21 protein-coding genes are annotated in these 21714 nt (G+C 57.8%); 15 read left to right on the forward strand and 6 right to left on the reverse strand.

Features of this window, described 5'->3' with window-relative positions; all coding sequences use genetic code 11:
• Window positions 1–514: 514 nt before the first annotated feature.
• Window positions 515–1642 (reverse strand): hypothetical protein, encoded by a 1128-nt coding sequence (locus ACN0SD_RS17485; RefSeq protein ID WP_417809503.1) that lies wholly within the window; start codon window positions 1640–1642, stop codon window positions 515–517.
• A gap of 78 nt (window positions 1643–1720) precedes the next feature.
• Between ACN0SD_RS17485 and ACN0SD_RS17490 the strand changes: the two genes are divergently transcribed.
• Complete coding sequence (locus ACN0SD_RS17490; RefSeq protein ID WP_417809531.1) at window positions 1721–2272, forward strand: tyrosine-type recombinase/integrase; 552 nt, start codon at window positions 1721–1723, stop codon at window positions 2270–2272.
• Between the two features lie 255 nt (window positions 2273–2527).
• Here ACN0SD_RS17490 and ACN0SD_RS17495 read toward each other — a convergent pair whose 3' ends face one another.
• Window positions 2528–2827 (reverse strand): SCP2 sterol-binding domain-containing protein, encoded by a 300-nt coding sequence (locus ACN0SD_RS17495; protein WP_417809504.1) that lies wholly within the window; start codon window positions 2825–2827, stop codon window positions 2528–2530.
• A 254-nt stretch (window positions 2828–3081) separates the two neighbouring features.
• Complete coding sequence (locus ACN0SD_RS17500; RefSeq protein ID WP_417809505.1) at window positions 3082–3999, reverse strand: LysR family transcriptional regulator; 918 nt, start codon at window positions 3997–3999, stop codon at window positions 3082–3084.
• A gap of 107 nt (window positions 4000–4106) precedes the next feature.
• Between ACN0SD_RS17500 and ACN0SD_RS17505 the strand changes: the two genes are divergently transcribed.
• Genes ACN0SD_RS17505 through ACN0SD_RS17515 form a run of 3 tightly spaced genes read left to right on the forward strand, consistent with a single transcriptional unit; the run spans window position 4107 to window position 6940 of the window.
• On the forward strand, window positions 4107–5117 hold the full coding sequence (locus ACN0SD_RS17505) for a zinc-binding alcohol dehydrogenase family protein (protein ID WP_417809506.1): 1011 nt from the start codon (window positions 4107–4109) through the stop codon (window positions 5115–5117).
• Window positions 5118–5177: 60 nt separating this feature from the next.
• On the forward strand, window positions 5178–6140 hold the full coding sequence (locus tag ACN0SD_RS17510; RefSeq protein ID WP_417809507.1) for an LLM class oxidoreductase: 963 nt from the start codon (window positions 5178–5180) through the stop codon (window positions 6138–6140).
• Between the two features lie 11 nt (window positions 6141–6151).
• A complete protein-coding gene (locus tag ACN0SD_RS17515) occupies window positions 6152–6940 on the forward strand; it encodes an SDR family NAD(P)-dependent oxidoreductase (protein WP_417809508.1) in 789 nt (262 codons plus the stop codon).
• A gap of 8 nt (window positions 6941–6948) precedes the next feature.
• On the opposite strand, the gene ACN0SD_RS17520 is transcribed toward ACN0SD_RS17515, so the two are convergent.
• Window positions 6949–7842, reverse strand: a complete 894-nt coding sequence (locus tag ACN0SD_RS17520) for a LysR family transcriptional regulator (protein ID WP_417809509.1) — start codon at window positions 7840–7842, stop codon at window positions 6949–6951.
• A 94-nt stretch (window positions 7843–7936) separates the two neighbouring features.
• On the opposite strand from ACN0SD_RS17520, the gene ACN0SD_RS17525 reads away from it, so the two are divergent.
• From ACN0SD_RS17525 to ACN0SD_RS17555, 7 genes are all read left to right on the forward strand, one after another.
• Window positions 7937–8245, forward strand: coding sequence for a DUF2218 domain-containing protein (locus ACN0SD_RS17525; RefSeq protein ID WP_417809510.1), 309 nt, complete (start codon window positions 7937–7939; stop codon window positions 8243–8245).
• Window positions 8246–8304: 59 nt separating this feature from the next.
• Window positions 8305–9141, forward strand: coding sequence for a glutathione S-transferase family protein (locus ACN0SD_RS17530; protein WP_417809511.1), 837 nt, complete (start codon window positions 8305–8307; stop codon window positions 9139–9141).
• A gap of 25 nt (window positions 9142–9166) precedes the next feature.
• Window positions 9167–10018 carry an NAD(P)H-binding protein gene (locus ACN0SD_RS17535; protein ID WP_417809512.1) on the forward strand — a complete coding sequence of 284 codons (852 nt, stop codon included), beginning with the start codon at window positions 9167–9169 and terminating at the stop codon, window positions 10016–10018.
• Window positions 10019–10070: 52 nt separating this feature from the next.
• Entirely contained in the window at window positions 10071–10676 is a 606-nt protein-coding gene (locus tag ACN0SD_RS17540) for a sulfite oxidase heme-binding subunit YedZ (protein ID WP_417809513.1), read from the forward strand.
• 709 nt (window positions 10677–11385) lie between these two features.
• Window positions 11386–12801, forward strand: a complete 1416-nt coding sequence (locus ACN0SD_RS17545) for an inorganic phosphate transporter (protein WP_417809514.1) — start codon at window positions 11386–11388, stop codon at window positions 12799–12801.
• Window positions 12798–13268, forward strand: a complete 471-nt coding sequence (locus tag ACN0SD_RS17550; protein WP_417809515.1) for a universal stress protein — start codon at window positions 12798–12800, stop codon at window positions 13266–13268. The genes ACN0SD_RS17545 and ACN0SD_RS17550 overlap by 4 nt, the downstream gene beginning before the upstream one ends.
• Window positions 13265–14914: a Na/Pi cotransporter family protein gene (locus tag ACN0SD_RS17555; protein ID WP_417809516.1), complete on the forward strand. Its 1650-nt coding sequence runs from the start codon at window positions 13265–13267 to the stop codon at window positions 14912–14914. The genes ACN0SD_RS17550 and ACN0SD_RS17555 overlap by 4 nt, the downstream gene beginning before the upstream one ends.
• 674 nt (window positions 14915–15588) lie before the next feature.
• Here the strand turns inward: ACN0SD_RS17555 and ACN0SD_RS17560 are convergent.
• Window positions 15589–15924: a helix-turn-helix domain-containing protein gene (locus ACN0SD_RS17560; protein ID WP_417809517.1), complete on the reverse strand. Its 336-nt coding sequence runs from the start codon at window positions 15922–15924 to the stop codon at window positions 15589–15591.
• 818 nt (window positions 15925–16742) lie between these two features.
• A complete protein-coding gene (locus tag ACN0SD_RS17565) occupies window positions 16743–17546 on the reverse strand; it encodes a response regulator transcription factor (RefSeq protein ID WP_417809518.1) in 804 nt (267 codons plus the stop codon).
• Between the two features lie 130 nt (window positions 17547–17676).
• Here ACN0SD_RS17565 and ACN0SD_RS17570 point away from each other — a divergent pair, with 130 nt between their 5' ends.
• Genes ACN0SD_RS17570 through ACN0SD_RS17585 form a run of 4 tightly spaced genes read left to right on the forward strand, consistent with a single transcriptional unit; the run spans window position 17677 to window position 21713 of the window.
• On the forward strand, window positions 17677–18831 hold the full coding sequence (locus ACN0SD_RS17570) for an ABC transporter ATP-binding protein (RefSeq protein WP_417809532.1): 1155 nt from the start codon (window positions 17677–17679) through the stop codon (window positions 18829–18831).
• A 36-nt stretch (window positions 18832–18867) separates the two neighbouring features.
• A complete protein-coding gene (locus tag ACN0SD_RS17575; protein ID WP_417809519.1) occupies window positions 18868–20022 on the forward strand; it encodes an ABC transporter substrate-binding protein in 1155 nt (384 codons plus the stop codon).
• Between the two features lie 19 nt (window positions 20023–20041).
• Window positions 20042–20899, forward strand: a complete 858-nt coding sequence (locus tag ACN0SD_RS17580) for an ABC transporter permease (protein ID WP_417809520.1) — start codon at window positions 20042–20044, stop codon at window positions 20897–20899.
• A 7-nt stretch (window positions 20900–20906) separates the two neighbouring features.
• Window positions 20907–21713: an ABC transporter permease gene (locus ACN0SD_RS17585; RefSeq protein ID WP_417809521.1), complete on the forward strand. Its 807-nt coding sequence runs from the start codon at window positions 20907–20909 to the stop codon at window positions 21711–21713.
• Window position 21714 lies beyond the last annotated feature (1 nt).

Genomic DNA, 21714 nt, shown 5'->3' on the forward strand with positions numbered 1-21714 from the left:
CACATCGCACACGACCGCAGCGACACATCTAATCCAACAAAATATTCCATCTTCTGTCTCCCTTGGTCACAGCTATGCTGCGATCCTATCGGGAGCTCGACCGAAGTGCAGGGTCAGCCCAATTACGCATGCTTTTCGACCAGCGCTGTCGGCGACTCCCGCCAAACTATGTCAGGCAGAGGCGGATAAGTAGTAGCTGAAGAAAAGGCCAACAAAACGGCTCTGATCGCTGGGCCGAGCTTGTGAAGAATCAAAAGGACCGCTGGCTGCCGTCAAAACCCGACGGAGGAATCCAGGGTTCATGTGACAGTGTTTCTGCCGTCATCAAGTCCCTAAATGGCATCGGCGCACGCGCTGGTTTCCTTATCTGCCCTTCTCTCGGCTTGGTGTAGTTCATGCGTCGCATTACATCAGGGACTTTCCGGCGAAAAGTGGTCCTGCTTCTTTACCTTCGCAAGTGCTAATTTCAATATTTCGGTGGCGAGAGTTACGATGCCACGGAGCGACGCGCGCCTTACCACTCCGGCAGGTCGCATCCCTCCCGGGCATAGATAGCAAAGCTTCCCACATGACCTTTGAGCGTGTAGCTGCGCCAAGCCCTCGCGAATTCTTCATTTTCGCTGAAATAGGCGAGGTAATCGAAGGGCGCCCCCCTAAAATACTGCTTTTGCGGGCTTTCGTCGACGATCACCAGCTGTGGCGCGGTGCGGAAAAAAACCTTGAGCACCCGCGCCCGCGCATCGGTCAGGATTGCGCGATAGATTGCCTGCTTTGCCGGATCTTGGGTGAGTCTCAGCCGGTAACTTGCCCCAGGAAAAAGCCAGAGGGTGGGGGCGCGGTTGGCCGGGGTGGCCTTAGCTTCGTTTGCCAACGGAAAGCCCGTGGATACGGTTGAACTAAAGATCTGAAAACTGCGCTCGCCCGGTGCGCAAGTGAAATAGGGTTTGACGGCTTCGGCGAAGGGGCTTTGGTACGGTCCGTGGCGCAATGCCGGAACCAGAAGGAGTATTACCGATATGGCGGCGATGACGGTTGGCCACCATTTTGCACGCGTTTGTGACAATGTTATCCCGGTCCATGTCACAGCCATCACCACACACAAATTGGCGGGGATCCGGTGATAATTCCAGCCTTTGGATTGGATCAGAAATATCCCGATGGCCGCAGCACCGGTCAGCACCACAAATGCGTTCGACTGGGACCGCGTCTTATTCAAAAAAAGTAGCGCCAGAGCGACCAAGAGCACGAGGACCAGAAGACGTGCGCGGGACAGGGTGAAAAAAAATGGCGCATCAAAGGCACCGTAGACCTGCATCGTAAGCGGCACGACGCTGTCGAAATAAGCCGGATGCAGGATCACCGAAGCCGCGACGTAGAGCGCCAGCATGGCCGCCATCACAAGGTATTCCACCTTAAACGCAGGCCGCAGACTGCGCGCTGTAACCATTTGGTAGAGAAGGATCGCGAGCGGCAGCAGCAGGAAGTAATGCTTGAGAGCAATGCCGAATGTTGCCCAAACGGCGACCCCAGCACGTACGGGTCCGGGCGCAGGTTTGGAGAGCAGGTTCATCACCAGGAACGGTAAGAATAGGATTGTGAACAGGTGGTCACGCTGCCCGAAATCCCCGATTGGCAGCAGCAAAAGTCCAACCGCCGCCACCGCCAGAACCGCGCGCCGCGCCACAGGCGAAAGTCGCGCATCGTGGGCCAGAAGCGGCCTCTGAAACCCAAGCATGTTTGGGCGATCAGGGTTCGGCTTGAACTGGCCGAGAACCATCGCGACTTGGCGCTCTTCAACTTGGCTATCGACAGCAAGCTGCGCGGGTGCGATCTGGTCAAACTGAAGGTCGTAGATGTCATGGCTTCCGGCCTGATCAAGGAACGTGCCTCGGTCTTGCAAAGCAAGACGCAGAAGCCAGTGCGGTTCGAAATCTCGGATGGCACGCGGGCGTCATTGGACAAATGGATGCAAGACCCCTTGATGGTCGGATCAGAATGTTTATGGCCTGGGCGTTTCCACGAACGACTTCACATCTCGACCCGGCAATGTGCACGCATCGTCAGGGATTGGGTGATCTCAATCGGGCTGGAGGCGAGCGCATACGGCACGCATTCTATGCGCCGGACCAAGGTCACCCAGATCTACAAGAAGACCGGCAACCTGCGCGCGGTTCAACTCCTGCTGGGCCATACCAAGATGGACAGCACGGTCAGATATTTGGGCGTCGAGCTTGAAGACGCACTTGCTATCGCCGAAGCCATTGAAACCTGAGACTACGGGCCGTCTTCATGGACGGCCCTTTGCAGTTATTCATCCTGCCGAGTGCCCGTCGCGGTGCGGCCCGCCCAAACGGACATTCGCAGCTCGCGCATGATCCAAAATGATTTGAACTCGGTGCCGCTGACCGTGCTGCAATTCGCGGCGGTTTTATCGCCCGAGCATTAGCGCGTTTCCCAGCAACACCTCGTCTCGCTTGAGGAATACATCAAACCTGCGATGAAACCGGGTCGTATTCGGTCAAGAAACCTAGTCCGTCGTGCTCAGGATTTCTCCAATTTTGAGCGCTTTCATAGGATTCCCGTCAACTTTTAGCTGGCGCATCATAAATGCCTTTGCGGGGTTCTTTACTCCCATTGCTATGTCGTAAAACACGCTAGCGTCCGCCGTCAGAGTTATGTCGGCGGCCTGATCGCTCTCAATTGCTCCAGTTTCGTCCACAAAGAGCGTCGCAGTGCCCGGCATCTCTAGCCGCACACTGCCCTTTATCCGATTTCTTGCGCGATCGCTCACGAGGTCTACGATTTCAGCCTTACTTGGTTTGGTCACGTTGGTCTCCTTCGCCCTCCATGGACACTGTTTTCGATTGCTCTGTCTAGTTTGACGCCGGGTCGAGACTGAAGAATTGCGCTTCAGGCCCGTTGCTGCCCTTCGCTGGATCCGGTGGCGCCGCGACGTAGTATCGCCCAACCGGCTCTTTGACAGGTAACGCAGAAATTTTGATGACCCGAGGGCGGCTACGCGGGACGTTTGCGACGTTGCTTTGAATATTTCGAACGACGCCTTTTGAAATAGGCGGCACTCTATTCTTTGGGCATTTCGCCCATACGGTCTCTTTCAGGCAGCCTATCGAGCAGAAAGTCCATGAAACACCTGACTTTCGGGGTAAGCACATTGGACTTTGGATAGAGGAGCCAAAGGACGGACTGATCGTTCAGGCGCCACTCAGGAAGGATGTGAACCAGTCTACCCGCGGCGAAATCATGGGCGACGCTCCAAAGTGAGTTTATGGAGATGCCCATACCCGAGAGCGTCGCGAGACGTTGCGATGTGCCGTCATCCAAAATTGTGCGGCAGGTCATTGCTGCGGGGTCGAGTAGGGCCGTTTGGCCATCTTCATGTATGATCTCGCGGGGGGCAAATCCATTCCAAGCCAAGAACCGATGCTCGCCTAATTCTTCGAGGGTTTCAGGCATGCCGAACTGATCCAGATAGGCTGGAGATGCGCAGAACACGCGCGTATCATTTGCAAGTTTTCGGCCGCGCAGGCTGCTGTCTTGCAGGGGAGCATTGCGCAAGACAAGGTCGAAACTCCCCTCGATAATATCGGCCCGCGTATCAGACAGACGCAGATCCAGAGTGATATCAGGATAGATTTGTTGAAATTCAGGCAACAGAGGAATGATATGAAGCTGGGCAAAGCTGCTGGGGGCTGCAAATCGCAAAATCCCGGTTGGGTTGAGCGTGTCATCGCCCAAAGCCGCGCGACCCGCATCGGCCTGAGCAAGAATTTCGCAGGCATAGGGCAGAAACGCTTCGCCATCCTGACTGAGCGAGACCTTACGCGTTGTTCTGTGTAACAACTCGACGCCCAGCTCTTTTTCAAGTTTCGCCAACCGGTTGCTCGCCATCGCGGGCGAAATGCCAAGCCCCCTCCCGGCGGTGGTGATGTTCAGCCGATCAGCGGCGGCAACAAAGAGGCGAAGGGTATCGGTATCCATACCCTCTAATTATATCGAAAACAGGAATTCTGAAACAGAATATGTGGGCTTTATATAATTATCCATGACGTTACTTCTACGCCTGACAGTGAACACAGGAGCAGAAAATGAAAGCAATCGGTTACGCCCAAGCTGGCCCAATTGATGGCAGTGGCGTGCTGCAAATGGTGGACATGCCCAAGCCGCAGGTTGGCGCGCGCGACCTATTGGTTGCGGTCAAAGGCATTTCTATGAACCCCGTAGACGTTAAGCTACGCGAAGTCCGCGCGCCCGAAGGCGCGGTCGCGATTTTGGGTTTTGACGCCGCAGGAACGGTGGTCGAGGTCGGCTCTGACGTAACGGGTTATACGGTCGGCGATGACGTGTTTTACGCAGGCGACGTGACGCGCGCTGGAACGAACGCTGCGTTTCACGCGGTTGATGAACGTATCGTGGGCAAGAAGCCGTCGACGCTTGATTTCACCGAAAGTGCGGGACTTCCTCTGACCTCGATCACCGCTTGGGAAATGTTGTTCGACAGTTTTAAGGTCGCGGAAAAGGGCGGCAAGGGGCAAAGCTTGCTGGTCATCGGCGGCGCGGGCGGTGTCGGCTCTATTCTGATCCAGCTTGCCAAATCCCTCACCAACTTGACTGTCATCGCGACCGCCTCTCGCCCTGAAACCGAAGGCTGGGTGCGCAAGATGGGGGCTGATCACGTGATCGACCACCGCGGGGATTTGACCGCGCAACTCAAGGATCTGGGTCTGACGCCGACCTACGTCGCGGGTTTGACGGCCACCGATCAACATTGGCCCGCGATTGTCGAATTGATCGCGCCGCGTGGGCATATCGCCTTGATCGACGATCCTCAAAACCTTGATATTTCTGTTGCGAAACCCAAGGCGCTGACGATCTCGTGGGAGTTCATGTTCACCCGTTCGATGTTCAACACTACCGACATCACTGCACAGCGTGATCTGCTCAACCGCGTGTCCGAGTTGATCGACGCCGGGACCTTGCAATCGACCGTCACCGAATGGGCCGATGCGCTGACGGTGGAGACCCTGACTGAGGCGCACAAGCGGCAAGAAAGCGGCCGCGTGATCGGCAAGCAGGTTCTTCCGGGGCTGTCCGATTAACCAGAACTTTAGCATCGCCTCACCTTGTGGCGGGGCGATGCACGCCACAAGGAACGCAAGATGCGCGACGAGACCGATACCCCCTTTGAGCAGATCAATCGCGGCTTTGATGCGACGTTTCAGAACGGTCGGTTGAGCCTAGGTCTGGTCGTGCCGATCGCCCAGTATGGCACCAGCCCGGTGCCCGATATGAGCGGGCATCTCGACCGGGTGAAGCGCGCTGAAGAATTGGGCTTCAAAGCAATCTGGTTGCGCGACGTGCCGTTCAACGTGCCGAGCTTTGGGGATGCAGGTCAGCTTTTCGATCCGTTTACCTATCTGGGGTATCTGGCCGCGCAGACCTCAGACATTGCGCTTGGGGTTGCCAGCATCGTTCTGCCGCTGCGCCATCCTGCGCATGTGGCAAAGGCGGCGGCGACAGCCGATGTGCTTTCAGGAGGGCGCTTGATCCTTGGTGTTGCATCCGGCGACAGGCCCGAAGAATACCCTGCGATGAACCACGATTTTGAGGCACGCGGGGCGGCCTTCCGCGAGGCTTTTGATTACATTCGCGCCATGGGGGTGGCTGTGCCGCGTGTTGAGAATCGCTTTGGATCGGTCGGTGCGCCCCTTGATATGTTGCCAAAACCGGCCGGATCGAAGATTGCGCTTCTGGTGACCGGATCAAGTCGTCAGTCGCCGGACTGGATTGCGCAAAATGGCGACGGCTGGATGACCTATCCACGCCCCGGCATCGCGCAGGATCGCGTTTTGCAGGACTGGCGCGACCAGCTTTGCGCCCTCGGGCAACCGCCAAAGCCCGTTCTGCAACCGCTTTACATCGATCTGGCCGATGATCCTGATGAGGATCCAAGCCCGATCCACCTTGGATTTCGCTCCGGCCATCGTCATTTGACGCGCTATCTGCAGCATCTGGAGCAGATCGGCGTGAACCATGTGGCGCTGAATCTGCGCTTTAGCACCGCCCCGATAAACACCACGCTCGGCCATTTGGCCAAGCATGTTTTGCCTGCCTTCAGCTAAGGAATACATCTATGACAAAGACCATCCTCATCACCGGCGCGACGGACGGGCTTGGCCGTGCCACGGCTTTGGCACTTGCCAAAGAAGGCCATCGCTTAATCGTGCATGGTCGCAATGCGGAGAAACTGACCGCTTTGACGCAATCGCTTGGCGTGGATGTATCGAGCATTCGGGCCGATATGTCGGATCTGGCGCAGGTAGCGAAAATGGCGCGCCACCTCAATGAGACGCAGGAGCGGATCGATGTTGTGATCAACAATGCGGGCGTTTTCAAGACCGCCCAGCCCCTAACCCCTGAGGGGTTGGACGTGCGCTTTGTGGTGAACACGTTTGCCCCGGCGCTGCTGTCGGGTCTTCTGCTTGCGATTGTGCCCAAAGACGGGCGGCTGGTGCATCTGTCGTCTGCGGCGCAGGCCCCTGTCGATTTGGAGGCAATGATGGGTAAGCGGCGCCTGAAGGACATGAACGCCTATGCGCAAAGCAAGCTAGCCCTGACGATATGGAGCCAGGATTTCGCTGAACGGCATGGGGACGGTCCTGTCTCTGTCGCGGTGAACCCCGGCTCTCTCCTTGCGACGAAAATGGTGCGCGAGGGGTTCGGGACAGCCGGTAATGACCTCAATATCGGCGTAGATATTCTGTCCCGCGTCGCGCTTTCGGATGCGTTCGCCACAGCGTCAGGCCGCTATTTTGACAATGACAGCGGACGGTTTGCATCACCGCATCCTGATGCTGCTGATCCGGGCAAGGTTGCGCAGGTTGTCGAAGCGATTAACGCGCAGATTCAGAGCGCGCTTTGAAGGCGCATTCAAAGCATCAACTCTGAGCGATGTTCAACAAAGTAGTCGATCAGACGGCGGGTCAGGGCCTTTTGCGGGCCGATGTCTGGCCAGACGGCATAGATACCCAATACCGGCAGGCTCCAGTCGGGCAGGACATGGATCAGCCGCCCCGTGGCGATCTCTTGCTCGATCTCGCCAAGGGGCAAATGCCAGAGGCCAAGCCCGGCCAGAACAGCCGCCTTTGCTGCGTTCACCGTGTTGACCTCGACGCGCATGTTTATGGGCTCAACGGTGATGGACTGATCCGCGCGTTCCAGCGTCATTACAGGCGGAATTTGGGTGACTGCGATGAAATCAGTCTCGGCCAGGTCCTGAGGGGTCACAATGGGCGCACGCCCCGCCAAGTAGTCAGGAGAGGCCACCAGCAGGCGTTTGAAATCCGCGATGCGGCGACTTTTCAGGCTGCTGCTGCGCAACGTTCCAAGACGGATCGCCAAGTCGAACCCTTCTTTCACCAGATCGGTCGGGGTGTCGCTGCAATGAAGCGAGATCGCGACCATCGGATGGAGCTTGGCAAAATCCCAAAGCGCGTGGTGAAGTCTGCTTTGCTCGCCAAAGGCAGGCATCGCGATGTGCAGCGCGCCGACGGGTTCTTCGTTGCCCGCATGGATCGCATCCAGCGCTTCTTCGCCCGCTGCAACCATGCGACGGGCGGGGTCTAACGCGATTTGCCCCTCGGGGGTGAGAGACATCGACCGGGTGGAGCGGAAGAACAGCGTGACGCCTTGGCGCTCTTCCAGTCGGGAAAGATGGTGGCTGATGACCGAGGTTGAAAGCTTAAGCCGCCGCCCCGCCGCGCTTAAACTGCCCGTATCGGCAATCGCGACAAAGACCGCGAGGCTGCGATAGTCGTCAATCATCTTTCTAATTCCTGTAAGAATGATTTCTAACAACAAGGGATAATCAAAAAGCTGATCGCTGTCTATTTCTAGGCCCAGCAGAAGGAAGACAGCCATGTTCACAAGCAACGCAAAGATCACCACCGAACGCGCCAGCAGTTACTTGCAGCAGCTTTGCAAGCATTTCGCGCATAAGATTGACGTGCAGTTTGATGCCCAAGCGGGCCTGATCAAGTTCCCGTTCGGCTCTTGTGCCTTAGCCGCCGATCCAGAAAATTTGGATCTGACGGTGAGCGCAGACACCCAAGCGGATATCACCAAGACCTGCCGCGTGATCGCAAGCCACCTTGAACGGTTCGCATTCCGCGAAAATCCGAAGATCGAGTGGCACGCAGTCCCCGCAACCATCCCGCAAGCCGACTAGGTCGAACAAACGACACGCTCAGGTGAGCGCGCCAAACCATGTTGAACAGGAGCAGTCCCATGCCCGTCCTTTCCACCGACGTCCCCGAAATCACGTCCCTCAAAGGGATCCATCTGTATCATGCGGGCATGTCCAATTGCTCTATGCGCGTGCGCTTGGCGCTTGAGGAGAAGGGCCTGAAATGGATCTCGCATGAGGTCGATCTTGGCGCGCAGGAAAACATCCAGCCCTGGTATATGGCGATCAACCCCAAGGGGCTGGTTCCTGCGATCGTGCATGATGGCGTTCCAGTGACGGAATCAAACGATATCCTGGCCTATCTGGAAGAAAAGTTTCCCGAACCGGCGCTTGTGCCTGCGGACCCGACTCTCGCGGCAGAGGCAAATGGGTGGTTCGATTTGGCCGTCTCCCTGCATATCAAGGCAATCAAGACTTGGGTCTATGGCAGCTCTCTTGGGGCAACCAAAAAGCGCTCGGACATGCAGCGCTATAGCGAAATTCAGCCCGACAAGGAGCTTGTCGCATTCCATCAGAAATCGCTGGACGGGTTTAGCGCGCAAGACATCGAAACGGCGCGCCAGATGATCGCCGATGCGTTTCACAAGATGGAGCTTCGCCTCAAGGATCATGCCTATCTGGTCGGCAACGCGCAAAGTATCGCCGATATCGCATGGCTGCCGCAATATGTGGTGCTTGGCACGCTCGGCTTCGACTTCAAGCCCTATCCTGCCATCGTGGCATGGGCCAAGCGACAGGAAAAGCGCCCGACCTACAAGGCTGCGATCGGCGACTGGATGCCTAAAGTGCCCGGCTGGGCCCTGCGTCTCGCGATCAAACTCCGGCGCGCTTTTGCCTCGTTGAAATCCACGCGGCGGCAATCGCAAACGCAGATTTGACCCATACCAACACCTGGAGAAGACCATGACAATCGCAGTAACCGCCGTAGCGGGGCACCTTGGCCGCGAGATCGCACGCAAACTCATCGCTCTTCCGAATGGGGAACCCGTGATCGGGCTTGCCCGGACACCGAAGAACGCGCAAGACCTTGGGATCGAGTTGCGCGCCGGTGATTACAACCAGCCCGATCAGTTGCGAGCCTCGTTAGCTGGCGTCGATACCTTACTTCTTGTGTCCGGCATGGACGCCCCAGATGCGCGTATTCAGCAGCATCGCAACGTGATCGTGGCCGCGAAATCGGCCAGTGTGCGCAAGATCGTCTACACCAGCATCCAAGGCCTCGAGGAAGGCACGGCCTTTTCCCCGGTCGTGCAAAGCAACCGCCAGACCGAAGCGGATGTGCGCGCGAGCGGGCTTGAGTATGCCATCGGGCGCAACGGCATCTATATCGAACCGGACGTGGACTATATCGACAGCTACAAGGCCAAAGGTGAGATCGCCAACAGCGCTGGCACGGGCAAATGCGGATACACAACCCGGTCTGAACTGGCCCATGCTTATGCGCGTCTTCTGACCCGCGATGACCATAACGGCAAGACCGTTAACCTAAACGGCACGCCGATCACCCAAAGCCAGCTTGCCGACTATCTCAATGGCGCATTTGGCTCGTCGCTGCGCTATCGCGAGATGACGCCGGAGGCGTTCATTGCAGATCGCACCGCCGAACTGGGCACATTCTTGGGTCCGATCATTGGCGGCATATACGAGGGCATTCGCCTTGGCATCTTTGACGCCCCCAGTGATTTCGCAGCAGTGACGGGCAGACCGCATCAAAGCTGGGAAGATTATTTCGGCACTTTGGTCGCTCAAGGGTGACGGGAACACCGCTATGAGGCGTTCAAGCACAAAGTCCAACGGAGCCCCGATCATGTCATCAGTCAAATCCTTCCTGAACTCCCCCTACACGTTTTGGGCCATCCTCAGTTTGCCGGCCATTCCGATGATGATCGGCCTTACGTCAGGGGATCCCAAAGCCGTCGCTCAGGTCTTGCACCCGACAGGCGAATTCGCGGCGCGCTTCATGATTGTCTCGATGATGATCACGCCGCTAATGATGCTGTTCAAAGGGGCGCGCTGGCCGCGTTGGTTGATGAAGCGGCGGCGCTATCTTGGCGTTGCGGCCTTTGGCTATGCCCTAGCCCATACCATCCTGTATCTCATCGACGAAGGTGCCGTCGCCTTCACTGGCGGCGAAATTTCCAAGCTTTACATCTGGACCGGCTGGCTTGCCTTTCTCATCTTCGTGCCCTTGGCGGTGACTTCGACGGATGGCTGGGTGCGCGCGCTTGGGACGCGGTGGAAAACTTTGCAGCGATTTGTCTATGGCGCAGCGGTTCTAACCCTCGTGCATTGGGCCGCGCTTCATGAATGGGGCGGCATTACTGCAGCCCTCGTGCAATTCGGGCCGCTGATTGCATTGGAGGCCTATCGGCTCAACTACAATCTGCAACGTCGACAGTTGCGGCTGGCCTGATCGGAACGCGGGGGGTGCCAATGCCCAGGGCAGAAACACGAGACGCGAACAATGCGCGCTAGAATAAGAAGAGCATTCTGGTTCGACTTGGCCCGTCAGCAGACATTCCTAATGGCCGCAGCATTGAAAACTAAGAGCTCAAGAACTGCCTTTCGATACTGCAGCACAAAACCCGTTTTCAAGGTCATCTGAATGTCAGCTTCCAAATTCACCGTATGACTGGCTTGCATCCGCAGCGAAGGTCCGCTCCCCGCCGTTCGCTGCGGCGATGACGTAGGCGGCCTTACGCTGTCGATGGTTAGCCGGACTGATCGCCTAGCTTTTGCATTGGTGAAGTCTGACGCCCCGGTGGCGGTGCTTGACACGAGATTTGGATTTCGGGAGGCCGACGGATGTCAGCGTTGCGAGTTGGCGCATCTGATCTAACGGCATTGTTCCAGATCAGGGCTTTTGAATGCGGAGGCATGATACAATCGCTGGGTAACTATGATCGACTTGCCATGATCCGGGCGGACGTCGACGCTCGTGATTATTAGTCTGGGGAAACGGAATGAACAAAAACGCATGGAACGTACGAAAGGTTGAGGAGGGCCTTCTGGTCAATCGCGGCGAGCTTTTCCGGCTTGGCACGGCGGTGATTTTTATCGTCCTCATCATGCTTTTTGCGATGGCACGCGGGCCTGACGGTCCGAGCGGGACTCTGCTGGTGATGGCTGCGATGATCGGCGGTTACATGGCGCTCAACATCGGAGCGAACGACGTGGCCAACAACGTTGGCCCAGCCGTTGGTTCGCACGCCATTACCCTCGTTGGCGCGATCATTATCGCGGCGGTGTTCGAGGCGTCGGGTGCCCTGATTGCGGGCGGCGACGTCGTTGGGACGATCAAGAGCGGCATTATCGATCCAGCGATGATCGGCGATACGGAAACGTTCATATGGCTGATGATGGCCGGGCTGCTTGCCGCCGCTCTGTGGCTGAATTTCGCCACTGCAATTGGGGCGCCGGTGTCGACGACGCATTCGATCGTCGGTGGCGTTCTGGGTGCAGGCGTCGCGGCCGGCGGCTGGGGTATTGCAGACTGGGGAGTTGTCGGGAAAATAGCGGCCTCTTGGGTGATCTCGCCAGTTCTGGGCGGCATCATCGCTGCATCGTTTCTCTATCTTATCAAGCGGACCATCACCTATCAGTCGGATCTTCTTGCTGCCGCACAACGGATGGCCCCGATCCTGATCGGCGTGATGGCGTGGGCCTTCACAACCTATCTGATGCTCAAGGGCCTTAAAAAGGTTTTCCCGGTCAGCTTTTTGACGGCCAGTATCGTCGGCCTGATAGTCGCGGCGATCGTCTGGGTATGGATGCGAAAATACGTCGCGCGCGTCGCGCCCGGACTTACGAACGACAAGGAGGGTGTTAACACGCTCTTCACTGTTCCGCTGATCTTCGCTGCGGCACTGCTGAGTTTCGCGCACGGAGCAAATGACGTGGCCAATGCCGTAGGCCCGCTGGCGGGCATCAGCGAGGCGATCATGCATGGCGACATCGCCGGCAAAGCGCCGATTCCGCTGTGGGTCATGCTTGTGGGGGCGGCGGGCATTGCACTTGGTCTTGCGCTTTATGGACCCAAGTTGATCAAGACGGTCGGATCGGAAATCACCGAACTCGACAAGGCGCGCGCGTTCTGCGTGGCTTTGGCGGCGGCAATCACCGTGATCATCGCATCGCAACTTGGGCTGCCAGTCAGTTCGACCCATATCGCTGTGGGTGGCGTTTTCGGCGTGGGTTTTCTGCGGGAATACCTCAAGGTTAGCTATTCCCGCATGATAGAAGACATCCGCGAGCATCATCACGACGGCGACGGCGAGTCGGTCGACGCGTTTCTCGCGCGGTTCGAGGCAGCGAGCGTCCAGGACAAGGGCGACATGCTGCGCAAGCTTAAGTCGGGCGGGACGGCGGGCGCACTTTACAAAGCCGAACGCAAGGGATTGCAGAAAATCCAGCGGATCGAACTGGTCAAGCGCACGCTTCTTCTTCGGATCGCGGCGGCATGGTTGATCACGGTTCCGGCGGCTGCGGTGCTGTCGGCGATGATCTTCTTTATGATCCGCGGGGCACTTCTGCCATGAAGACGCCGCAGCCAGTGCTTTGCGCGGTCGATTTCTCGAGCGATTCCGAGGCGGCACTGCTTTGGGCGGCCGCCCAGGCGGAACGGGATGGCGCCCGGCTGATCGTACTGCATGTCGTTCATGATCCGGCGTCGAGCCCCGGGTTTTATCGCAAGCCAAGCGTGGGGTGGTTGCGCCCAATGGAGGAGGTCGCAAGGGAGATGTTCACCGAGTTTCTAGCCGCTGTGCGAGAGCGCAACCCGGAAGCTGCAGGTCTTCTGCGCGCCGAGACGATGATTGTGGATGGACTGCCGTCGGGCAGGATCTGCGAAGTCGCTGATGAGATCGGAGCCGGAATTGTGGTGGTTGGCAGCCGCGGACGGACCGGCTTGCCCCATGTCATGCTAGGATCAGTCGCCGAGCGCGTGGTGCAGGTCGTCGTGGCCCCGGTGACGGTCGTCAAGGCGCGCAATGGCGGTGACCAGTGACGCTAGATCTCGACAAGTTCGCCCTGTTCACCGGTCTTTTCGGCGGGCTTGCGCTGTTTCTATTCGGAATGGACCTGCTGACAAATGGGCTGAAACGTGCGGCGGGGGACAGGCTCAAGGATTTGCTCGGAAAGGTGACGAGCAACCGGTTCTTTGGGGCGGGCATGGGCGCTGTGGTGACAGCCCTTGTGAACTCGTCCTCGGTAACGACGGTCATTCTTGTCGGCTTCATCTCAGCGGGGCTGATGTCGATGGCGCAGAGCGTCAGTGTCATCATGGGCGCGAATATCGGCAGCACGATGACGGCGCAGATTCTGGCGTTCAACGTGACGCGCTATGCGTTGCCGATGATAACGCTTGGGTTTTTGGTCTCATACTTGCCCGGCAATCGAAACCGGCAGGACTATGGCCGTATGCTGCTGGGCATTGGGCTGGTGTTCTACGGTATGGGTGTGATGAGCGAGGCGATGATTCCGCTCCGGTCCGAGCCCGCGTTTATCAATTTCATCGCAACGCTTAGCAATCCCCTGCTGGCTGTGCTGACTGGGATGGTATTCACGGCAATCATTCAGTCCTCGGCGGCGACAACCGGAATCGTGATCGTTCTGGCCGGGCAGGGGATAGTGACGCTCGAGACGGCCATCGCGGTGGCAATGGGCGCGAACATTGGCACATGCGCCACGGCTGGCCTCGCCGCGATCGGCAAGCCGCGCGAGGCCGTGAGGGCCGCAATCGTTCATGTCTTGTTCAACGTGTTGGGGGTTCTGGTCTGGATTCTGCTTATCGATCAGATGGCGGAAATCGCGCGCTACATCTCGCCGCAAGGCGATGTGCCGCGGCAGGTCGCGAACGCTCACACAATTTTCAATGTCGCCAACACGTTCCTTTTTATTGGCTTTACGACTCAGATCGCGCGTTTTGTCGAATGGTTGGTGCCGGACCGCCCGCTTTCAACAGAATTGGTTCTCGCGCCGAAATATTTGGATGCCTCCCTGATCTCAACGCCGACCTTCGCTCTGGAGAACGTGCGCAGGGAGATCGGGCGACTTGGCGAGCATGTGACCGACATGCTGAATAAATCTCTGCCTGCCAGTCTTTCGGGATCGAAGGCACAGCTTGAGGCGCTCAGCGCGATGGACAAACCGGTGGACGACCTTCACCGTGCCATTCTCGAATATCTGGGCGAGGTATCAAGGTCGCGCCTTTCAGACGAGCAGTCCCGCGATCTGATGCAACTTGTCACCGTTGCAAACGATCTGGAGCACATCGCGGACGTTGTCGCTGAAGACATCGTCACCTCGACCCGCAAGCGGATGGAGGAGCACGCGGGCATCAGCCCGTACACCGCCAAGCGCATCACCGACTATCACGCCCAGATCGCGCGGGCGCTTGAAGGTGCGGTGCGATCCGTGTTCACGCAAGACATCGAACTGGCTGAGGCTGTGCGGGGTATGAAACACGACGTCGTGGAGATGTCGCGCTACATAAGCCGGACCCGGTTCGAGCGACTGAAGAGCTCTGATGGCGCCATCAATCGCTATGTCCGCGAAGTGGAGTTGCTTGAGCTTCTGGACGGCATTTTCAGGACGGCGCGCAGAATCGCTCGGAGCCAGCTGGAACGGGCCGAGGTGGAGCCTGCCATCTGAATTTACTGCACCAGCTTTCCCAAGTGGCACAAACAAATTGGGCTTTACCTATTTGTGCCCCTAACGTCGGGAAGGCGCTCCGTTGGCTCGACAATATGTGTTGCATTTATTATCGAGCTAACTACGCGGCTGGCTATGCCATCGCGATTATCAAGGCCGTGCAGATGACGCTGCAGAAAATGTCGAAACGACAGATCCCATGCTCGCGGCACAGGCACCAGCGACTCCATTTCACCCACCTTAAGCGATGTCACTCAGTTACGCCCTAATCAGTATTAAGCCAGCCCTATTGGCGCGGAACGCCAGCAGGGCCAGTAATCAATTCGGCGTATTGCGGCGAAATCTCTGACTCTCAGTTGGAGCCTTGATTTCTCGAGTGGCTCTGGTCTTGCTGATTTGTATGCGTTTGGCTCGTCGACGCGTCAGCCGCGCTCGTCGCCGTGCCCGCTGCAGCCTTGGCACCAGACATGTCACCGCCCGCCGATTGTGGCATCATATCACAACCCGCCAACGCGACCCCAATTACAACGATCATAAGCATTTTCGACATAACGTCCCCCTTTGGTTCCCTTAAGGTTAGCAGGTTTCAGCGCCAATTCATTGATCGCCGTCAACGGTTTGAAATTGAGGTATCAATTTCCCATCAAGCGACCATCCGTTACAGCCGCCGCACGTCAGATCGCGTCTTTACCCGAGCCGCGACACGCTCCAGTCGCCCGCGTAGCCACGCTGCAGATGCGCCGCGAGCAACCGACCTTTTCCGCCAGCGCGCGCTGGCTAAGACCGCGCATCCGCCGACGCCGCGTAAGGTCCTGCCCGGCATCCGTGTCACGGAGCCAAGACCACCGGAGCTGCATGAAGGGCAGGGCGCGCGACAGCGACCCGATGCTACCCTTGCCCTGTTCGAGGTTGCGTAGTGTCGGGATACTGATCCCCGCCGCTTTGGCCACGGCTGCTTGGGTCAAGGCGAGGTCGCGACGGCGATCCCGCAGGAGGGGAAGTGCAGTCATGACAAACCATTTTTGTTTTTAAGGGGAAAATGGAAAGATTTCTTTACCTGTGGCGAGCAGATATCGAATGGCCGTGCCCGATTCTACGCGAGGCGGTTCGGCGTCAAACGTCACCAAGACGGCTAGGTGTTCAGCCCCGGCATTTGGTGGGTCGGGTTTAGGATAAACCCATTGTATCCCATTGAGATCACGATAACATTTGCACCATAAAAGACATTTAGAATCCGAAACTTGTCACGAGGGAGGTCGATGCCAGTTCCTATCTCCGCGAAAGAATGGCGTTTTGCAAACGTGCGCCGCGACCGCGAACAAGATACCGACAGACAAGCAGTGCGCCTTTGCCATGACTGCGCTCAGGAAGCTTCAGTCGGAAGGCTTTTCAAGTGAAGTGAGCGCGGTGTCTGACGTTAGCGCCTTTGGGGTTGATTTTAGGATTTGAACAACGGAGGATCTCTGGTTCATCTTATTGATTATGAGATCGAGATGATGAAGAAACCTGAGGCTTGAAAGGACGCGGCTGACAAGCTGGTCAAGAACATCCGCCGCAAGACCCGCCAAACCTATTCAGTGGAAGAGAAAATCCGCAGTGTCTTGGCCTAGTTGCGCGGCAAGGAAAGCATCTCTGTGCCGTTGACCGGGCTCCGGTCGCGGCTGGATTTACGTTCAATGGCGGAGCATGCTCTTCACGCACGTGGTTTTCGCAATCGGTTTCATTGCAAAGGGCTGCCGGGTCGCCCCGACCTCGCCGCCGCTTTTTACAATCCAGTTCTCAAGCCAGTTGCAAAACGTCTAAAACAGCCCGTGAATAGGCACAGTTGCTAATCCATATGCGCCAACGAGGCGATGAAGCTGGAAAACAGCTCTCCCTGCGAACTGACGCGCAGCTTGGCATAAATATTGCGCCGGTGAATGCGCACCGTGCCCGGCGAAATTCCCAGCGCCGTCCCGGTGGCCTCGGTGGAATGGCCTTTCAGCACATATTCCACGATTTCCGCTTCGCGCGGGGTCAGAAGATTGCGCCCGAAGCTCTGAAAGGCTTGCTCAATCAGTTGGGGTAGGCGCGGTGGACTGCTGGGCAGGCGATCAGAAAATTGCGTGCCCAGATCCGCCCAGTGGCGATATGCGGCAGCGGCGACAAAGGGAAACATCCCTTCTAGGTCACGAAATTCGCGCGCGGAGAACACCTTATGGGCTCGCATTGCTGATATCACAACGCTTACATTTTCATCGATTCCGACGATAAAGCCCACTTCTTCGGCGAGCCCTGTCTGAACATAATAATTGCGAAAATATTCACCCTGATAAAAACGGTCCGGTGCCAGATCGCGCAGCCGCACCACGCGCGATACGGTTGGGGCCGCCGAATGCTGATACAACGGATCCAGCAGGTAGGGGCCTTCTTGATAGTCATCGACCATAATCCGCCGCTTGGATTCGGGAAAATCATCATACAGATCAAGGGGTCGGCTATCATGAGCATAGGCGAAAATCACCGTGAACTCAAACGGCACGACGCGGCGCATCGCTCCCGTCATCACCTGCGCGAACGCGTCCGTCCCCAGCGCCTTCATCACCTCGGCGCTCGCTGTGAACCAATCTGACATCTGAAGTTTTTTCGTCATCTATGCTCTTTTGGGTATATACAGTAATTCAGCATTTACTTAGCGTTATCTTAAGATACGGCATACGACCGCTGGGGCAATAGAAAAGAGGATGAGCATGCAATCTGATTTTGCCACCTCAAGGGGCAGCATGACTGAACAGCACGCATCGGCACTGGGATCATCATCTAACACTATAAAATCGGCAGATGCCGTGGCCGAATTTGTAAATACTTCCAAGCGCTTTGGCTCGGTCTTGGCAGCCGACCGCATCAGCTTGCGCATCCGGCGCGGCGAGTTTTTGTCCTTCCTCGGGCCGTCTGGGTGCGGCAAGACCACCGCGCTGCGCATGTTGGCGGGCTTTGAAAGCCCCAGCGATGGTGAGGTAATGATCGACGGGCAAGCTGTGGGCAACACTCCCGCGCACCGACGCCCCGTGAATATGGTGTTTCAACACTACGCGCTATTTCCGCACATGACGGTGGCGCAAAATGTCGGTTACGGGCTGCGTCAACTGCGCCCGCGCATATCGAAGCCCGATATCGCGGCCAAGGTTGCCAAGGCGCTGGCCACCGTGCGGCTACATGATTTCGGCCCACGCCGCATCTGGGAAATGTCCGGGGGGCAGCAACAACGCGTCGCCTTAGCCCGCGCCATCGTGAACGAGCCCAAGATCCTGCTGCTGGACGAGCCGATGGCGGCACTCGACGCCAAGCTGCGCGGTGAAATGCAGCGCGAATTACTGGATCTTCAACGCAGCCTCGGCATTACTTTTGTGCTGGTCACACATGATCAGGAAGAGGCACTCAGCATGTCCGACCGGATTTGCATCATGGGCAAGGGGCGCATCGCGCAGGTCGGCTCACCGCAAGACCTGTATGATCGGCCTGCCAACCGCTATGTCGCTGATTTCGTAGGTAAGGCCAATATTGTCACCGGTACGCTGTTGTCACAACACGATGGCCTGGCGCAGGTTGTGCTGGCCGATGGCACCCAAGTTTTGGTGCGCGCCGAGGTCACCGCCCAGCCCGGCCCCGTCGATCTAGCGGTGCGTCCCGAAGTGCTGAACCTAGCGCGCCTCGACACCGCCCCGTCCGAGGGGGGCGCGGCGCTGAGCGCGCGCATAACACATCGCACCTTTCTGGGCGATCACACTGAATACCTGCTGCACGCCGAGGTGATCGGCGCGCTGCAGGTTAACGTCTCGCGACAGGCCGAAAGAGCCATGGGCGGGCATAACGTGGGCAGCACTGTCCATGTCCACTGGGCCGCCGGCTCGGGTCTTGTGCTGGCTGCTCAGGACTAGACTTTCCTCCACCATGTTCAATCAGGGAAGATTGCAATGACAGACGATAACCTGCCGATCTCGCGCGAGAAATTCATCCAAGAACTGCGCAGCTATGAAAAGGGTTCTGTTTCGCGACGCCATTTTCTGGGTGTGACCGGCCTAGGCACGGCTATGGCCGTGATGGGCAGCGCCATTCCGGGACTGATGCCGCGCCGCGCCCAAGCCCAAGAACTGGGCAACCGCGCCGTTCTGGCCACTTGGCCGAACTATCACGACCCGGCCAACTTTGATCGCTTCGCCGAGGAAACCGGCGTTTACACGCAGGTCAATGTGTTCGGCTCGAACGAGGAAATGTTGGCCAAAATTCAGGCAGGTGGCTCGGGCTGGGACGTGTTCGTGCCCACCAACTACGCGATCTCGACCTATGTCGATGCCGATCTAATCGAGCCGCTCGACCTGTCAAAACTGCCCAACTATGACGCGGCCTCGTTTGATCCGCGCTTCTCGGAAGCGGGCACCATCGGCGGCAAGGTTTATGCCGTGCCGAAGAACTGGGGCACGACGGGCATCGCCTTCAATTCCGACAAGACCGGCGGCGTTGTGAACAGCTGGAAGGCTTTCTTCGATGGCGCGCGCGATCAGTGGACGGGGCGCGTGATGGTGCATGACTATCAGTTGACCACCATCGGCAATGCGCTGGTCTACTTCGGGCACAGCTTCAATTCGATCGACCCGGCTGAACTGGCCGAAGCTGAGAAACTTCTGATCGACGTAAAACCGCATCTGTTCGCGATTTCGTCCGATTATCAGCCTGCGATGCGCAATGGCGATGCTTGGCTCACGATGTGTTGGACGGGCGATGGCAAGCAGATGCACACCGACATGCCCGAAATCGACTTTGCCTTGGGCAAAGAGGGTGGCGAAATTTGGTCGGATTATTACGCGATCCCGAAAGATGCGCCCCACCGCGAAGCTGCCTACGCGCTGATCAACTACCTGCTCAAGCCCGAAGTCGCCGAACTGGACGCGCTGGCGCATGGCTATCCGGTCGCGGATGCACGCGTCAACGCCCTGCTCCCCGAGGCGCTGCTGAACGATCCGATCCTCTATCCAGCCGCCGAAAGCCTGAATGCGCTGGAGTTTGGCGCTGCTGTAACCCTTACCGATCCCAACCGTGCCGAGCTGATGGCCCGGTTCAAATCGGCTTAAGGCACAAAGGAACAGGACGATGGCCATGTCGCAAAGTAAGGCGCGCGCACTGCTACTAACACCTGCGGGGCTTTGGTATGGAGCATTATTGCTGCTGCCACTGGCCGTCGTCCTGATCTTCTCATTCGGAGATCGCTCTGCCGTGGGCGGTTACGCCCCCGGTTTTTCACTCGATCAATATGCCAACCTGCCCGCGCGCTTTGCCGCGTTTCGCAACACTCTGACGCTGGCACCGGTGGGCACCATCGCGGCGTTGCTGATCGCCTATCCGCTGGCCTATTTCTTGGCGATCAAGGCCGATCCGCGCTGGAAAACCCTGCTGCTAGTGCTGGTGATCGTGCCGTTCTGGACCTCGATCCTGATCCGCTCTTATGCTTGGATTTTTCTCCTAGGTGGCAAGGGCATTCCCGCACTTCTGGCGGTCATCGGGCTGGACGATGTGCGCCTGATCAACACCCCCTTCGCGGTGCTGGTTGGCATCGTCTATGGCTATCTGCCGCTGATGGTATTTCCGATCTACGTGGCGCTAGAAAAGCTCGACAAACGCCTGCTCGAGGCCGCCGCCGATCTGGGCACCTCGCCTTGGCGCGCCTTCTTGCAAATCACCCTGCCGCTGTCGATGCCCGGCGTTCTGACCGGCTCGATGCTGGTGTTTATCTTGTTGATGGGCGAATTCCTGATCCCCTCGATACTGGGCGGCGGCAAGGTATTCTTCGTGGGCAATGCGCTGGTCGACCTATTCCTGCAATCGCGCAACTGGGCCTTTGGCTCTGCAGTGGCGGTGGCGCTGGTGGTGATTATGCTGATCGTCGTGGGGATTTATACGCGCGTCTTGCGCCGGTTTGGAACTGGGCGCGATGACGTCGGCCTGATGTGAGGATTCCATGAGACTTTATGCTTTCGCCGTCTATCTGTTCCTCTACCTGCCGATTGGTATCATCGCGCTGTTTTCCTTTTCCGCAGGGCGCTCGGCTACCTCGATGCAGGGCTTTTCGCTGGCTTGGTATGGCAAGGCGCTGAACAACCCCTTCGTCACCGAGGCGCTCTGGACATCGGTGCGCGTCGCACTGATGTCGGCGGTTCTGGCCGCCGTCTTTGGCACCATGGCGGCCTTGGCGCTGACCGGAATGCAGGGGCGCCTGCGCAAAGTCTTCGACCTGCTTGTGCAGATCGCGGTGATGATCCCGGGCATCGTGATCGGCATCGCCACGCTGATCGCGCTGGTCACGGTGTTTGACCTGATTAACCCCTGGCTTGAAGCCGCGATGGGCTGGAAACTCAGCCTCGGCACCGGCTCGCTGGTGGGGGCGCATGGGTTGTTCACCATGTCGCTTGTGATCTTGCTGGTGCGCGGTCGGATGGAGACTTTTGACAAGGCCCTGATCGAGGCTTCAAATGACCTTGGTGCCAACCCTTTCGCCACCTTCTGGCAGGTCACGCTGCCGCTAATTGCTCCGGCGATTTTGGCGGGTTTCCTGCTGGCCTTCACCTTTAGCTTTGATGATTTCATCATCGCCTTTTTCGTCGCGGGGTCGGAGACCACGCTGCCGATCTATGTCTTCTCGTCGATCCGGCGCGGCGTCACCCCCGAAATCAATGCGATTGGCACCTTGGTGATGGTCGCCTCGCTCAGTGTCCTCATCCTCGCGCAGGTTTTGCTGCGCCGGGGTGGACACGGTGCGCGCAGCTAAT

It is taken from the genome of Thioclava sp. (genome assembly GCF_048263065.1).
Lineage (GTDB): Bacteria > Pseudomonadota > Alphaproteobacteria > Rhodobacterales > Rhodobacteraceae > Thioclava.